The organism is Pseudonocardia sp. MH-G8 (assembly GCF_002262885.1).
GTDB lineage: Bacteria > Actinomycetota > Actinomycetes > Mycobacteriales > Pseudonocardiaceae > Pseudonocardia.
In genome coordinates this window covers 319,168-333,172 of the sequence record NZ_NKYF01000001.1, presented here as the reverse complement: position 1 = coordinate 333,172, position 14,005 = coordinate 319,168, and the positions used below count along the sequence as shown (strand labels likewise).

The window sequence follows — 14,005 nt, the reverse complement described above, 5'->3', positions numbered from 1 at the left end:
GCTGCGCCCCATCTACGACCAGGAATGGATCTGTGCGGCTCCTGCCGCGCACGAGGGCGACCACGTCGCTGTTGACGGGACGCGCTGGTGAGCGGGCACCTGGCGGTCGGAACGACGCAGGTCATCACCTACCGGGTCGGTCGCGAGAACATGGTCCAGCGGCTGTTGCCGGGCGTGGCGGAGTTCATCCGCAAGCCGGAGGTGATGGCCAGCGGCTGGCTGCTCGGAGTGTGCGAATGGCCCGCCATGCTCGCATTGCGCAGCTACATGCGGGATGACGAGTGCTCTCTCGGCACGCGTTTCGAGCTCACGCACCTGGCACCCGTTCCGGCCGGTGCGACATTGACGGTCCGCGCGCGATGCGAGCGTGTGGAGGGCCGGTACAGCGAATGGCAGGTGGACGCCAGCGACGATCTCGAGATGGTCGCCTCCGGGGTACTGGGTTTCTGCGTGGTCAGCCTCGAACGGTTCGCGTCCCGACGGCTGGAGCCCAAGTCGGCATTCCTGCGGCAGCAGGGCGAGCGGGTCCCGGCGGCCTGCGGTGCACTGGCCGGGGCGGTCGCGCCGGCCTGACGCGTGGTCGGTGCCGGGATGGCGCATCGCCGTCCCGGCACCGGGCCGAGCTCGCCGGTCACCACCCGCTGAAGGCGAGCCAGGCGAGGAAGGGCGCCACGACGATCGAGACCAGGCCGTAGGTGAGCAGCTGGCGGAACAACCGGGGCCGGGCCGCGGGTTCGGCGGCGCTGAGGATCAGCCCTCCGGTGATGCCGAGGGGGTTGATGTCGACGAGCACCGAGGCCAGGGCGAGGGCGAGCACGGCCCCGACCGGAGAGACCCCGGCTTCCACCAGCGGGGGCAACAGGGGCATGGCGGTCACGAACACCGCGATGGAGCTGGCGGCGAACGAGGTGACACCGGCGATGTAGCACAGCAGCAGCAGGCTGAGGGCGGGCGACGCCTCGATCCGGAGCAGGTTGCTGAGCTGCTCGAAGGCGCCGAGGTGCTGCATCAGACCCACGTAGGTGAGCAGCCCGCCGATCAGCAGGACCACGCCCCACGGGATCCTGGCGACGATCTCGCCGGGCTCCGAGCGGAGCGCCAGCGCCAGGACCAGCGCCGCGGTCAGACCGAGGTAGCCGACGTTCATGTCGAAGCCGACGGAGAGGACCACGACGGCGAGCAGGCAACCGACCGTGAGGGTGCGTGCCGTGCGCGATCCGGACGGCGCAGCGACAACGGTGGCGAGGGCCGTCCGCGGCTCGGCGCCGCCGTCGGGAGCGGGCGTGCCCGGTGGCACGTCGGGTGCGGTGGCGTCGGGTGCGGTGGCGTCGGGCGTCGCGGCGGTGGCTCGGCCGCGGGGCACCGCGCCGGTCCGCATGCCGATCAGCAGGCAGGCCGCGCAGACGGCCACCCCGGTGAGCAGCCCGCCCAGCAGGAACGTCACGGGGGCCGAGCCGGGCAGGGCGATCCCGAGCTTGGTGCTCAGCTCGCGCGCGGTGACGCCGTAGACGGCGAGCGGCGAGAGCAACCCGCTGATGATCCCGGTGATGCCGAGCACGGCGGCCAGCAGCGGTGAGAACCGGTACCGGGCGGCGAGACCCAGCGCGATCGGGGCGACGATCGCGGTCGCCGCCGCCGGCAGGGTGCCGATCGCGGTCAGCACGGCGCCGACCACGAAGGGGACCAGCGCGACCAGCACCAGGCGGCCGCCGACCAGCTTCAGCAGCAGGTCGAGGAGCCAGTCGAGGGTCCCGTTGAGCTGGGCGGCGGCGAACATCGCGGTGACCCCGACGATGAGCACGAAGAAGTCGGCGGGGAAGAACGCCGTCACCTCGTCCACCGGCACGCCGGCCGCGAGGCCGAGGAGGAACGCCGCGGACAGGGCGGCCAGCCCGAGGTCGAACCCGCGGATCGTCGTCGCCGCGAAGAGCGCGACCAGAACGATGATGGACACGACTGCCATAGTCATGATCAAGCCCTCTCGGTCAGACCACTCCGCGGCGGCGCAGGTCGTCGATCTCCGGTGGCGTCAGCCCGGCGAGGTCGCGCAGCACCTCGGCGGTGTGCTCGCCGAGCTCCGGCGCCCCGCGGCCGGTCGCGCCGCTGAACCCCGAGAAGCGGCCGGCCGGGGCCTGCATGAGCCGGGAGCGCCCGCCGGAGCCGGTCGGCACCTCGACCACCGAGCCGCGCGCGCGGATGTGCGGGTCGGCGCAGACGTCGGCCGCCGAGTTCACCGGCCCCGCGGCGACGCCCGCATCCAGGAGCAGCGTCATCAGCGGGTCGAGGTCGTGCGCGCCGACGAAGTCGCCGACCCGCTTCTCGATCTCGTCGCGGTGCTCCAGCCGCGCGGTCATGGAGTCGTGGACGGCGAGGTCCGGCGCGTCCATGACCTCGACCAGTCGCCGCCACATGCGCTCGGTCGACGCCGGCAGGGCGAGCCAGCGGCCGTCCCGGGTGCGGTAGAGGCTGTTGGGGCTGATGTGCGGGTTCTGGTTGCCCTGGCGCTCGCGGCTCTCCCCGGTGGCGTCGTACTCGACGACGAAGTCCTCCATCATCCGCAGAAGCGGTTCGTAGAGGGGGATGTCGGCCAGCTGCGCCTCGCCGGTGCGGTCCCGTTGACGCAGCGCGAGCATGGCCGCGAACGCGGCGTAGATGCCGGTGACCCCGTCGGCGACGGGGTAGCCGGCGAAGACCGGCGGCTGGTCCGGCTCGCCCGTGCGGTAGGTCAGCCCGGCGAAGGCCTCCGCCACGCGCGCGAAGCCGGGGCGGTCGGCGTACGGGCCGGTGCGGCCGAACGCGCTCACGTGGACCATCACGAGGTCCGGCCGGTAGGCCCGCAGGTCGTCGAAGTCGATGCCGAACCGGCGCAGCGTCGCCGGACGGAAGTTGGTCACCACGATGTCCGCCGTCGCCGCCAGCCGACCGACGAGATCGGCGGCGTCGGGGTGGTGCAGGTCGACGGTGACGCTGCGCTTGCTGCGGCCGAGCATCGTCCAGGCCACCGACTCCCCGTCCTCCAGAGGGGGGTAGCGCCGCGCCGGGTCCCCCTCGGCGGGATGCTCGATCTTGATCACCTCGGCGCCGAACTCGCCGAGGAGCGAGGACGCCAGCGGACCGGCCAGGATCGTCGACACGTCCAGGACGCGTACGTGGCTCAGAGGGCCGTCGGGCACTGGGGATTCCTTTCACGCCGGGACCTCGGACCGGCCGGCAGGTCGAGGTCCACGCACGATGCCCGGCTCCCGGGGCCCGGGGGAAGCCGCAGTTCGCGCTCACCGGTGCAAGGTTCTGCCTTTATGGTGAACCGGTGCGGGTGGAGCGGGCGCGCTACTTCCTGGCTGCCGTCGACACCGGGTCGCTGCGTTCCGCGGCCACCCGGTGCGGGGTCAGCCAGCCCACCATGGGTCAGCAGATCGCGTTGCTGGAGGAGGAGCTCGACGTCGTCCTGCTCACCCGCAGCCGCCAGGGCGTACTCCCGACACCGGCCGGCGAGGCCCTGATCGGGCCGCTGGGCCGGCTGGTGGCCGCCGAGGACGCCGTTCGCGAAGCGGCCATGGATTCCAGCGGCGCGTACCGCGGCCAGGTGCAGATCGGCGGCGTCTCGGCCACGGCGGAGGCGATCATCGCTCCCGTCGTGGGTCAGCTCCGCGAGCACCACCCGGGTCTGCGGTTCACCGTGCGCGAGGGAGCCTCGACGACCATCGAGACCGCGGTGCTCAGCGGCGAGTTGGACTTCGGCGTCGTCACGATGCCGACGAGCCCCGCCGCGACAGGACTGCACCGGGTGCCGCTGGTGTCGGTGCCGGTGGGCGTCTACGTACGAGACGATGATCCGTTCGCCGACCGCGACCACGTGCACTGGCGTGACATCGAGGCCCGGGCGGTCGTCACCATGCGCCCCGGCACCGTGATGTGGGAGATGCTGCACCGGAACGTGGCCGATCCCGACGTCGTCGTCCAGGCCATGTCGGCGCGTACCGTCAAGGTCATGGTCGGGCAGGGTGCCGGGCTCGGCGTCCTCGCCCGGCTCGACACCTCGTCCGACGTCCCCGGCCTGGTCTGGCTCCCGCTGCGGGACGCGGCGCCGGTCACCCTGTGCCTGACGCAGCGTCGCGACAGCAGGCCCTCACGCGCCGCGCTCATCGTCCGCCGCCTCATCCGGGCGGAGGCGGACGCCCTGACGGCACAGGGGAACCGGTAGATCGCGCTGGGCCGAGGTGATCGGTGTGAGCCGTACACCACTCCTGGCGATCAAGACGCCGAGCCGGCGTGCGAGGCGTACGTGAGCGCGGTGACGAGGACCCTGACGTGCGACTCGCGCCGCCGCGGGAGGGCAAGGCCAGCGCTTGTGGTCGACCCGCTAGTCCGGGTGCCTCCGCGGTGGCACCGGGACTAGTGCGGGCCGGTCGCCCCGCGGCCCGAACGTGTCGACCACGGCGGACACGCCGGAGTTCGACGCGCCGGCCACCACGATCTGCACCGCGTCCGGCGAAGCGAGCACGTGCAACGTCGCCGTGCTGGGGTCGATCTGGTCGTCGGGGAGCGCGTCGGGGTGGTCGGCGGGCAGCCGCCACGAGGTGGAGCGGGAGATCGCGGTCTTGCCGACCCGGTCGAGCTCCTCCCGGGTGAGGCGCGCCTCCTCGAACATGAACCGGCGGATGGCCGGCTTGTCGAAGCCCTGCCCGGCCAGTAGGTGGGCGTGCTCAGGGCTGAGCACCAGGCAGGAGGAGGTCGTGCGGTGCAGCAAGGCACCGGTGCGGGTGATCGTGTCGGCCAGGTCGTGCAGGAGCTGTGTCGCCTCGGCGGTGTGCCGGGCCTCGATGTGGGCGACCGCGCGCATCGTCATCGCGGTGACCGTGCTCTCGTCCGGCCCGAACCCGAACTCCTCGTGGAACGACGGCCACGGGCTCTCCTCCTGGTTCTCCCCGATGCAGCAGGTGTACTTCGCCGGGGTGCCCTGGGTGGCCTGGTCGAGTGCGTGCGGGCGGAGCCCGAAGACGTTCAGGGCGGCGAGCCGGATCGCCCGCCCGATCGTCGCGTTCGCGCGGAAGCCGGAGCCGAACACGTTGCCCCGGCTGTTGATGGCGAGCTCCTCGCGCACCGGCCCGTTCACCAGGATCAACGATGCGGTGCCGGTGGTGCTCTGCCAGATGCCCCGGCCCGGGTACCCCTCGGTGCGCAGCGAGTCCCACGCCGCGAGCACCACCGGGAAGTACTCCGGGCGGCAGCCGGCCATCGCGGCGTTCAGCGCAGCCATCCGCACCGTGCACTCCCGCCCGATCTGGGGCATGGCCAGCAGCACGTCCTCCGGTGCGCGATCGGTCTGCGCGAGGAACGTCTCGAGCCGCTCGGGCGTGCACGGCACGAGGGGAAGCCCGTCGCTCCACTCCTGGTCGTAGCAGTACTCGACCGCGTCGACGAGCGCGTCCACGATCGTGCGCGCGTCGTTCTCGACCGTCATCCCTCGACCTCCACGGAGACCCCCAGGATCTCGAGGATGCGGGGGAGCATCACGGTCACGCGATCGCGGACCTCCTCACGGGACAGGCTCGCCACCGGATGCTCGGTCACGACGTACGGGAAATCGGGGAAGCCGTACGAGCGCGCCATCGCGTCGGCGGCGAGGCGGAACGGTTCGGTGCAGATACTGGCGGCCGGCACGCCGGCACGTTCCAGCAGAATCCCGTCGGCCAGACTGGCCGCGCTGCAGGAGCCTCAATCACCGACCGCCGTGACGGCGAAGTTGCAGGTGGCGACGATGCGCTCGACCTGTGTGCGCTCCACCGGAGTTCCGAAGTAGTCCTTGGCGAAGACCTTCACATCCTGCAGCCGGAACCGGTCGGCGAGCTGCCGGCCGACCTCGTCGAGCAGCACCGCGGCGTTCGGCTTGCCGTTGTCGAGCAGTCCGAGGGTCGCCCCGTCCAGCGTTGCGGGCCGGGCGGCGAGCGCTCGGTCCTCGTTGCGCTCCACCTCGCCCGTGGGATCCAGGATCACCTGTGCCCAGTCGATCACCGTCACCTCCGGGCCCCGCGGCGGAATGGAGAGCTGTTCGGGCGGCCGGTGTCCGCATTTCTTCTGCCGCCCGTCGAACGGCGACGTTATCCAGGGGGAGTGGAGAGGTCAACGCTCCCGTCGGGATGCGCGCGTGCTCGCGCCGTTCGTCGATGAATGGGTGCGACGAATGACGTATCGGCTCCGACGCGCCGGAACCCGGCCGGTCAGCCAGGTGTGGAACTTGCCGGAACCGCAAGGAACCGTGCCTTCCCGGTGGACAAGGGCAAGGCTGGCCCGGCACACCACATCAGAAGGAGCTCCCGTGTCCGAGTCTGTCATCGAGCACCCCGACGGATCCGCCCGCTTCTGGGACGACCACCACCAGCGGCACGACGCGCCCGACGAGCCCCGGGCGAACGTCCGGCTCGTCGAGATCGCCGCGGACCTGGCACCGGGAAGGGCGCTGGACCTCGGCTGCGGTCCCGGCGGCGACGCCCTGTGGCTGGCCCGCAGGCGGTGGCAGGTGACGGCGGTCGATATCTCCGCTGTCGCGACCGCCCGGCTGGCCGCCCGCGCGCAGAGCTCGGGGCTCGGCGACCGGATCTCCGCGGAGCGCCACGACCTCGCACGGACCTTCCCGGCCGGGCGGTTCGACCTCGTCTCCGCGCACTTCCTGCACACCCCTTCGACCTGCCCCGCGAGCGTGTCCTGCGGACCGCCGCACGAGCGCTCGCACCCGGCGGCCGCCTGCTGGTCGTCGACCACGGCTCGACTGCGCCCTGGTCCTGGAACCAGGACCCGGACGCGCACTTCCCGTCCCCGACGGACGTCGCGGCGGGCCTGGACCTCGAACCGGAGCGGTGGTACGTCGAACGGGCCGACGCGCCCCGCCGGACGGCTACCGGACCCGGCGGACGCACTGCCGAAGTCGTCGACCACGTCCTGCTGATCCGGCGAACCGGCTGACCCCGAACTCTCGTGGAGGAGCAACCATGACCGCCCCGCGCACCCGCCGCCGCGACACCCCACCCCCACGTACCGGACCCGAGGAGAAGGAGGTGCTGCGCGGGTTCCTCGACCACCTGCGCGCTGCGGTGGCCGCCAAGGCCGAGGACGTCCCGGAGCCGCAGGTCCGCACCCCTGGTGTCCCTTCGGGGACGTCACTGCTGGGGCTGGTCCGCCACCTCGCCCACGTCGAGCGGTACACCTTCCTGGGAGAGGAGGTAGCCGACTGGCCGGGCACCTTCCGGCCGCGACCCGACGAGACCGTCGCGTCCGTCCTCGCCGACTACCGGGCCGCGGTCGACCGTGCGAACGTCGTCATCGACGCCTGCTCCGACCTGACGACGCCGGTCGCCCGGCCCGCCCGCTCCGGCCGCCCGCCCTCGATGCGGTGGGCCCTCGCGCACATGATCGAGGAGACCGGTCGTCACGCCGGGCACGCCGACATCCTCCGCGAGCTGATCGACGGCTCAACGGGCCGCTGACACCTGCGGCCCGGGGCCCGGGACCGGTGCGGCCGGGCGCCGGGCCCCACGCCACCGCGGTCGAGCGCGCGGCCGCGGCGATGCGCGACGGCTGAGCGAACGGGAACACCCGATCAACGATCGAGGAACCGGCGCCTGGCCATGAACGGGCCGAGCCCCGATCGCCACCACGGCAGCCAGGAGGACGGTCGGCGCAGCACCGTCTGGATCAGCGGAGCCGAGTCGAAGAAGGAGTCCCGGCGCAGGACGGTGCCGTTCGGCGTGAGCCACAGCTTGTCGACCGCTCGGAATTCCAGGTACTTCCCGCCGAGCGTGGCGCTGAGCCGCAGTTCGATGAACAAGAGGTCCTCGTGGCCCGCCCACCCGACCACCACGCCGCGGATGTCGGGCAGGAGTGTCACGAGGCGCTGCGCTTCCTCGTGCCACGTCTGCCGGGTCGTACCCGGCTGCAGCAAGGGCTGGTTGAGCTCGATGTTCTCCGTCATGAGGCCGTCCCACGCATACGGGTCGGGTGTGTCCCAACCCTTGGCGAAGGAGGCGAGGACCCGAGCGTGGACGCTCGGCCAGTCCAGCGTCGCGGCGCGGCCGCGGACATCGTCTTCGGTGGTCACCGCGTTCTCCTCGGAAATGGGTCGGGCGAGCGAGGCGAGCAGGAACCTACCTCGGCCACCGCGACGTCGCCGCCAAGGTACCCAAGATCCTTCCGAGATCGGTCATGTCGCCGACTCCCCGGTCCTGATGTCCTCGCCGCTGCGCCAGAACTGCGTGCACGCCCACAGCCCGAACACCATGGCCGGAACACCGGTCGTCAGCAACACGGTCGTGACGGCGATCGCCTCCTGGATGTCCTCGGCATCGCCGAACTCGTCGGCCGGGAGGCTCGCCAGGTTCCACCCGATGATCGCGCCGGTCACGACCATGAGCGTCGCGGCCCCGCAGATCCACAGGTCGAGCCGCCACCGGTAGGAGAACGAGCGCCAGAACGGTTGCGCGGTGCGCCTGACACGGCCGTGCGGGTTCCTGGCCGCCTGCCGCCGGTACCAGCGGGCGTAGGCGATCTTCTTGACCAGCGAGCCGAGGACAGCGCCGTTCACGGGCGTGAGGATCGCGCCCCACAGGAACCAGACGAAGAAGATGTCGAGGTCCCAGTCGACGGTGGCGGGAAGGCCGAGCAGCGCGACGATCAGCACGGCGAGCCCGACGAACCACGCCAGGTGCAGCGGCGTGGGCAGGAGCCGGATCTCCGACTCGAAACTCCCTTCTGGGGCCTTCCTGCCCCGCTGCTGCGCGGACACCCCGATCGAGCCCCGCCGGGTGTACTCCAGGATCCACATCGCGCACATCAGGAGCATCCCGACCCCGGCGAAGACGTACGGGTTGTTGATCACACCGAGCAGCCCGTCCGAGACGTCGACCAGTCCCTGGCCGGTGTGCCGGTGCACGAGCGTGAACGCGCCGGGAAGCAGCGTGGCCAGGAAGAAGAGCACGCACAGCGCGAAGGTGATCCACCAGGAGATGGTGGGTCGCCCCGTGCCGCCGCCGAGTTTGCCGTCCTCGCCGAGGACCCTGTACCCGATCATGTTCGTGGGGTTGGGCCTGTCCATGGCGGTCCCTTCCGGGTCAGGCGGAGCGTGGGTCTGCGCAGGCGCGCCTTCGGAAGCTGTCGAAGACGTCGGTCGCGTTGTCGCCGAAGTCCTCCCACGGCCTGCCGGACGCGTCGATGCCCAACCGGGCGAACAGCGGCACGGCCTCGGCGCCCCGGCCCGCGCTCACCAGCCCGTACCCCGCCCAGCGCCGGTCGTTGTTCGCGTACACGCCCCCGCCGCCGGCGGGAGTGCCCAGCCAGTGCAGCACGGCGTCGAGTGCGCGGTGGACCCGCGCGTCCTTCCAGATCTTCTCGTCGTCGTCCTCGGCGTGGTAGGCGGCCTGGACGACCAGGAAGGCGAGCGCGGGGGACGCGGCGGCGGCCCGCTCGGCGAAGGCGAACACCGGCTGCGGCGAGTCGCTCGTGTCGGCCAGGTACATCAGCGCGAACTCGTGCCCGGCGCGGTGCAGCGGGTCGCGGGCCTGCAGCTGGCGCCAGACCGCGGTGAACGTGTTGCTGTCGTACCCGTGGCCACGCGCGAGGATGACCAGCGTGCACCACGGTGTCGGGTCGTCCGGCGCCAGCTCGCTCGCCTTGCGCGCCGCTGCCTCGCACTGCGGCAGCAGCCGGTAGAACGCCTCGTGCTGTTCGGCCGTGGTGTGGTCGGGCGGCTTGTTGCCGCGCAGCTTCCAGGCCAGCCAGAAGAGTCCGTGCGCGTCGACGACCGCGATGTGGCGGTCGTGTCCGGTGCCTGCGGCGCGCCACGCCTGCAGCCAGTTGCCGTCGTCCGCAGCCGCCTCGCCGAGCGCGTGTACCGCGGCCGCGCGCATCCCCCAGTCCCCGTAGCTGCGGTGGAGCAGGTCGGCGGCCGGCCGCCAGTCCCCGGCCCGTGCCGCGGCCACCGCCCTACCGATCACCGGGACCGGCCTGCTCAGATCGGTGCTCAGCGCCGGTCTGGGCGGCATGCCCCACCGGGTGACGTCCACCCCCGGCAGGTCGGGCAGGCCCGGCACCATCTCGGCCGGGTTGACGGTGGGGTCCACCTCGTGGATGAGCGCGACCAGCTCGTCCTCAGGGGCTTGCTCGATGTAGCCCTTCACCGACAGGCCGTGGCGTTTGGCTTCCTTGCGCATGGCGAAGAGGACGCGTGTCCTCGTCTTCAGCAGCAGTGCCACGTCGTTCCGGCCCTCCATGTGGTTGCCCCACCGAATCGAGCAGCCTGCGAAGGCCCGCGGTGTCCGGGGGAGCGGCCACCGCCGCGTCGACCAGCTGTGGGAGCGAGTGCCGGTACCGCGTGTCCAGCCGCATGGTGCCGGCAGACGGCCACGACTCCAGCCAACGGACCGCCCCGGCCTCGGTGAGTGTCGCGACCACCGCGCCGAACAGCCCATCCCGGGTGATCAACCTTGCTCGCGCCCAACGTACCCGGGGTCCTTCCGACGGTTCGGCCGGCCCGTTCGGGTGGGCGCCGAGATCGACCAGCAGACCCGCGTCCAACGCGTCGAGCAGGGTGCGCAGGGTCGGCGGTCCCCCGGTGAGACGGGCCGCATTGGTCAGCACGCGGTCGGTGTGCCCGGTCAGGGAGGCGAGGCCGCCGATGCGAACCAGCGTCGGCCAGTCCACGTGCCGCTTGGCGCGCGCCTCGGGCCCCAGCCCGTCCAGCAGCGCAGCGTCGAGCAGCGGCGCGGGGTTGCGCAGCAGGCCGAGCGCATTCCCGGCCGGCACCCGCACCGTGCCGGCGGCGCCCAGCGCGTCGACGGCTGCGATCCGCTCGCTCAACGGTGGGTGCGCGTCGTACGGGTCTGCCTCGTCCGGCGGGTCGGCGCGCAGATCGGCCATCTCGTCGTGCAGCGAGGCACGCAGCTTGCGGTACCCGCTGAACGCATCGGCCGGCAGGTAGCCCGCGGACCAGCCCGTCATCAGGTGCTCGTCCAGGAACACGTTCCACGACCAGACGATCGGCGCCAGCTCACGGAACGCGGCGACGGTGACCGCCGAGCCGACCGCGGTGGCCGCCGCCGCATCTGCCGCGCTCTCCTGCCGCCTGCTCAGCGTCGTGGACGCGCGGAGCGCGAGCGTGCCGATGTGCTGCAGCAGGAAATGCAGTGCGCGCTGGAGGTGGTCGTCCCTGTTGATCGTGGTCAGGGTGTGCACGAAGGCCCGCCTGCTGCGGTAGGCGCTGCCCGCGAAACGGGTGTCCCGGTTGCTGTAGTGCGCGAGTTCGTGGGTGAGCACCGCGGCGAACTGGGCCGCGCTCAGCTCGGCGACCAGCGGGGCGCCGATGAACATGTGTCGCCGCGTGGAGATCAACCCGAGTAGCCGGGTGTCCTCCATGACGGCGGCGTTCGCGTCCGCGATCAGGTGGATGTCGTGCGGGGGTGCGGTTCCCGCGACCTCGGCGAGCGTGCGGACCAACGCCCACAGCTCCGGCTGCTCGTGCTCGCGCACCGGGATGCCGCGCACCGGGTTGTCGATCGGGGAGGCCAGCACCCACAGCCCACGGCCGAGCACCAGCACCGTCGGCACCACGCCGATCGCGATCTTGACGGCGGTGACGGGGGATTCGGTGAACGCGAAGACGTTGAACCCGACCAGCACACCCGTCACGGCGAGCATCGTCACCGGGACGACGCCGATCAGCACCACCCACGACGCCGTGCGCGACATGCGCGACAACACTCTCCACAGCCCCCCCGGGTCGCGTGCTGCGTCAGGGTATCCACGCTGGTGGGTTCGTGATGATCGAGGCTTGGCTGCGGCCGCTCGACGTACTGCGCGCGGGCGGTGAACACCGCCGAGGTCCCTCCCCGGCCATCTCCGGGCAGACGAACGGCGTTGAGATCTGGATCACGCAATGCGATCTTGTGATAGTGATCTTGAGGATACTACGGTCTCCGCTCGATGGTGACCGCGTGGTCACTTCAGAATCGAGGGATGTCGTCGAATGAGTGTGATGCGCCGATTTGCTGACCGGGTGCTGGCTCGAATTGCGCCCGAGGTGCAGGCGAGTGCGTGCCAGGAGCGCTGGTGCTGCGATTCCAACGGCCGGAAGAAGCTTTGCTACCACGGCTGTGGGCGTCCGACCTTCTGCGTGGACAAGGGGCCGTGCCTGATCGGTGAGAACATCGCAAGGTGCTGATCTTCGGCGGCTGGTGGTAGCCGGGCCCGGTGGTGAGGAGCTGAGGGAATCTGTCTGTGGATCTGCTCGTGGTCGTCGTCGTGGTGCTCGGGATCATGGTGGGTGCCAACCTCCTGTTGACGGGCGCGGTGGTCCGGCGTCTCGCCGCGCATGAGCGCAAGTTCGCCGCGCTCGGCCCGATGCTCGGTGTGCCCGGCGGTCTTGCTGCGGGCGCCGACCTTCCGCCCTTCACCGCGGAGACGGTCGACGGCCGGTCCGTGGACGCCGGGTTCCTCGGCGACGGGCCCGGGGTGATCGCGTTCTTCTCGACCACCTGCGCGGCGTGCCTGTCGCATGCCCCGGAGTTCGCCGCGGTCGCGTCCGGGACGTCCGGGCTCGCCGTCGTTTCGGGCGAGGACGGTGACGAGTTGTTGTCGGCACTCGGGTCCACGCCGGTGGTGCGGGAGCGGGAGTCCGGTGGCCCGATCGTCACGGCGTTCGAGGTCGACACGTTCCCGACGTACTACGTGGTCGAGGGTGGCCGGGTGGTCGTGCCGGTCGACTCCGCGGCGGCGGCACGCAACCTGCTCGCGAGCGGTGTGCCCAGCGCGTGAAGCAGGGCTCATTGCGGTCGCTGCCGACGCGCTCGCACCGATGTGGCGTACGGGGCGGGTGCAGGCGGTCGCGCTCGCGACCGCGTGGCTGGTGAAGGTGCTGGTCAGGCCAGGATCTCCGCGAGCCCGCGTTCATCGATCAGCGGGTCGTCGAAGTCGACGATGATGCGGCTTCGCGCCAGCAGGTACGGGCGCCCCGCGATCCGGGTACGGGCTCCTGGGCGGTCGCCGACCGTCACGGTGTCGGTGAGGGTGCCCACGAACTCCTGGCCGGACGGCGACACCGCCCGAACTCCCGCGCCGGGGGCGAGCTGTCCTCGCTCGTGCAGCCATACGAGCAGGGCGGTGGTCCCGGTACCGGTCGGGCCTGCGCAGATGACGCCGCCCTCCATGTAGACGGCGACGTCGACGCGTGGTGTGCCCCCTGGATCGGCCTGCAACGGGCCTGCCAGCAGGCCGAGCGACAGCGGCGGCATGGCGCCGTGCTCGGGATGGGCGAGTTCGAGGTTCGGTACGACCTGCGTGAAGAGGGCGTCGAAGAAGCGGGTGAGCTCGGAGACCGTTGCGCGGGCGGGGTCCAGGCCGACGTCGACCGCGTCCACGACCGCGTAGAACACGCCGCCGTGGACGAGCCGGAACCGCACCCGTCCCCAGCCTTCGACGTGGGCGCTGTGCACGCCCGGGATCGCGAAGCCGGGCAGGGCGTCGTAGGCGACCGCGTCCAGACGCCCGTCGCGGGCGGTGAGCGTGAGCCGCGTCAGCCCTGCGGGCGTCTCGAGGACCAGATCCCGCTCGGGCTCGGGGAGCGGCAGGAGTCGGGCCTCGACCAGGGCTGCCGCCGTGCACATCGCGTTCGAGCCCGAGAAGCCGGGGTAGCCCATCGTCCCCATGATCACCAAGCCTGCGTCGGCGTTCGGCGCGGACGGCGGCACGACCAGGTTGACGCACTGCGAGGGGTCCCCGTGGGGCTTCTGCGTGAGTAGCCGACGCAGCCCGTCGGCATCGCGTTGCAGCCTGCGGGCACGCTCGGCCACCGTGGCGGCGGGCAGGTCGACGACGCCGCCGACGATCACCCGCCCGATGTCGCCACCGGCATGTGCGTCGATCAGGTCCAGCGTCCGGAGGCGCTTCGCCCCGTCAGAGGTCGTGCTGCGGTTCCCTCCGGCGCCGATCACACCGTCCGATCGTGCCAGAGGGTGCGGGCCAG

The 14,005-nt window shown here is 71.7% G+C and carries 14 protein-coding genes and 1 pseudogene; 5 read left to right on the top strand and 10 right to left on the bottom strand.

The genetic code is table 11. The features are described from left to right. The first annotated feature begins 87 nt into the window (after nt 1-87). Nucleotides 88-573, top strand: a complete 486-nt coding sequence (locus CFP66_RS01465) for a thioesterase family protein (protein WP_094919931.1) — start codon at nt 88-90, stop codon at nt 571-573. A gap of 58 nt (nt 574-631) precedes the next feature. On the opposite strand, the gene CFP66_RS01460 is transcribed toward CFP66_RS01465, so the two are convergent. Both CFP66_RS01460 and CFP66_RS01455 read right to left on the bottom strand, forming a co-directional pair. Continuing rightward, a complete protein-coding gene (locus tag CFP66_RS01460) occupies nt 632-1,963 on the bottom strand; it encodes an SLC13 family permease (protein WP_255413806.1) in 1,332 nt (443 codons plus the stop codon). 22 nt (nt 1,964-1,985) lie between these two features. After that, nucleotides 1,986-3,173 carry a CaiB/BaiF CoA-transferase family protein gene (locus tag CFP66_RS01455; RefSeq protein ID WP_094919929.1) on the bottom strand — a complete coding sequence of 396 codons (1,188 nt, stop codon included), beginning with the start codon at nt 3,171-3,173 and terminating at the stop codon, nt 1,986-1,988. Nucleotides 3,174-3,307: 134 nt separating this feature from the next. Between CFP66_RS01455 and CFP66_RS01450 the strand changes: the two genes are divergently transcribed. Further along, nucleotides 3,308-4,201: a LysR family transcriptional regulator gene (locus CFP66_RS01450; RefSeq protein WP_094919928.1), complete on the top strand. Its 894-nt coding sequence runs from the start codon at nt 3,308-3,310 to the stop codon at nt 4,199-4,201. 159 nt (nt 4,202-4,360) lie between these two features. Here the strand turns inward: CFP66_RS01450 and CFP66_RS01445 are convergent, their stop codons facing one another. The 3 genes from CFP66_RS01445 to CFP66_RS01435 are packed head-to-tail and all read right to left on the bottom strand — an operon-like array spanning nt 4,361 to nt 6,012. Beyond that, a complete protein-coding gene (locus CFP66_RS01445) occupies nt 4,361-5,461 on the bottom strand; it encodes a hypothetical protein (RefSeq protein WP_094919927.1) in 1,101 nt (366 codons plus the stop codon). Then, entirely contained in the window at nt 5,458-5,661 is a 204-nt protein-coding gene (locus tag CFP66_RS01440) for a hypothetical protein (protein ID WP_094919926.1), read from the bottom strand. Before CFP66_RS01440 ends, CFP66_RS01445 begins: the two co-directional genes overlap by 4 nt. A 54-nt stretch (nt 5,662-5,715) precedes the next feature. Next, nucleotides 5,716-6,012, bottom strand: a complete 297-nt coding sequence (locus CFP66_RS01435; protein WP_143517073.1) for a hypothetical protein — start codon at nt 6,010-6,012, stop codon at nt 5,716-5,718. A gap of 319 nt (nt 6,013-6,331) precedes the next feature. On the opposite strand from CFP66_RS01435, the pseudogene CFP66_RS01430 reads away from it, so the two are divergent. Both CFP66_RS01430 and CFP66_RS01425 read left to right on the top strand, forming a co-directional pair. Next, nucleotides 6,332-6,960, top strand: a pseudogene (locus CFP66_RS01430) (cyclopropane-fatty-acyl-phospholipid synthase family protein). A gap of 26 nt (nt 6,961-6,986) precedes the next feature. Further along, nucleotides 6,987-7,481, top strand: coding sequence for a DinB family protein (locus CFP66_RS01425; RefSeq protein ID WP_094919924.1), 495 nt, complete (start codon nt 6,987-6,989; stop codon nt 7,479-7,481). Between the two features lie 113 nt (nt 7,482-7,594). Here CFP66_RS01425 and CFP66_RS01420 read toward each other — a convergent pair whose 3' ends face one another. From CFP66_RS01420 to CFP66_RS01405, 4 genes are all read right to left on the bottom strand, one after another. Beyond that, a complete protein-coding gene (locus CFP66_RS01420) occupies nt 7,595-8,092 on the bottom strand; it encodes a nuclear transport factor 2 family protein (protein ID WP_233159061.1) in 498 nt (165 codons plus the stop codon). Between the two features lie 102 nt (nt 8,093-8,194). Beyond that, nucleotides 8,195-9,085 carry a hypothetical protein gene (locus CFP66_RS01415; protein ID WP_094919923.1) on the bottom strand — a complete coding sequence of 297 codons (891 nt, stop codon included), beginning with the start codon at nt 9,083-9,085 and terminating at the stop codon, nt 8,195-8,197. 16 nt (nt 9,086-9,101) lie between these two features. After that, nucleotides 9,102-10,199, bottom strand: coding sequence for a DUF4034 domain-containing protein (locus CFP66_RS01410; protein WP_143517072.1), 1,098 nt, complete (start codon nt 10,197-10,199; stop codon nt 9,102-9,104). Then, complete coding sequence (locus CFP66_RS01405; RefSeq protein ID WP_094919921.1) at nt 10,138-11,733, bottom strand: M48 family metallopeptidase; 1,596 nt, start codon at nt 11,731-11,733, stop codon at nt 10,138-10,140. The genes CFP66_RS01410 and CFP66_RS01405 overlap by 62 nt, the downstream gene beginning before the upstream one ends. Nucleotides 11,734-12,261: 528 nt before the next feature. On the opposite strand from CFP66_RS01405, the gene CFP66_RS01400 reads away from it, so the two are divergent. Continuing rightward, nucleotides 12,262-12,798, top strand: a complete 537-nt coding sequence (locus CFP66_RS01400; RefSeq protein ID WP_094919920.1) for a hypothetical protein — start codon at nt 12,262-12,264, stop codon at nt 12,796-12,798. A 104-nt stretch (nt 12,799-12,902) separates the two neighbouring features. Here the strand turns inward: CFP66_RS01400 and CFP66_RS01395 are convergent, their stop codons facing one another. Next, entirely contained in the window at nt 12,903-13,973 is a 1,071-nt protein-coding gene (locus CFP66_RS01395; protein WP_158227998.1) for a proline racemase family protein, read from the bottom strand. Between the last annotated feature and the right edge of the window lie 32 nt (nt 13,974-14,005).

Excerpts from the sequence above, each read along its gene's own strand:
- CFP66_RS01405 (WP_094919921.1), bottom strand. The coding sequence starts at position 11,733 with ATGTCGCGCACGGCGTCGTGGGTGGTGCTGATCGGCGTCGTCCCGGTG.
- CFP66_RS01415 (WP_094919923.1), bottom strand. The coding sequence starts at position 9,085 with ATGGACAGGCCCAACCCCACGAACATGATCGGGTACAGGGTCCTCGGC.
- CFP66_RS01445 (WP_094919927.1), bottom strand. The coding sequence starts at position 5,461 with ATGACGGTCGAGAACGACGCGCGCACGATCGTGGACGCGCTCGTCGAC.
- CFP66_RS01410 (WP_143517072.1), bottom strand. The coding sequence starts at position 10,199 with ATGCGCAAGGAAGCCAAACGCCACGGCCTGTCGGTGAAGGGCTACATC.
- CFP66_RS01425 (WP_094919924.1), top strand. The coding sequence starts at position 6,987 with ATGACCGCCCCGCGCACCCGCCGCCGCGACACCCCACCCCCACGTACC.
- CFP66_RS01460 (WP_255413806.1), bottom strand. The coding sequence starts at position 1,963 with ATGGCAGTCGTGTCCATCATCGTTCTGGTCGCGCTCTTCGCGGCGACG.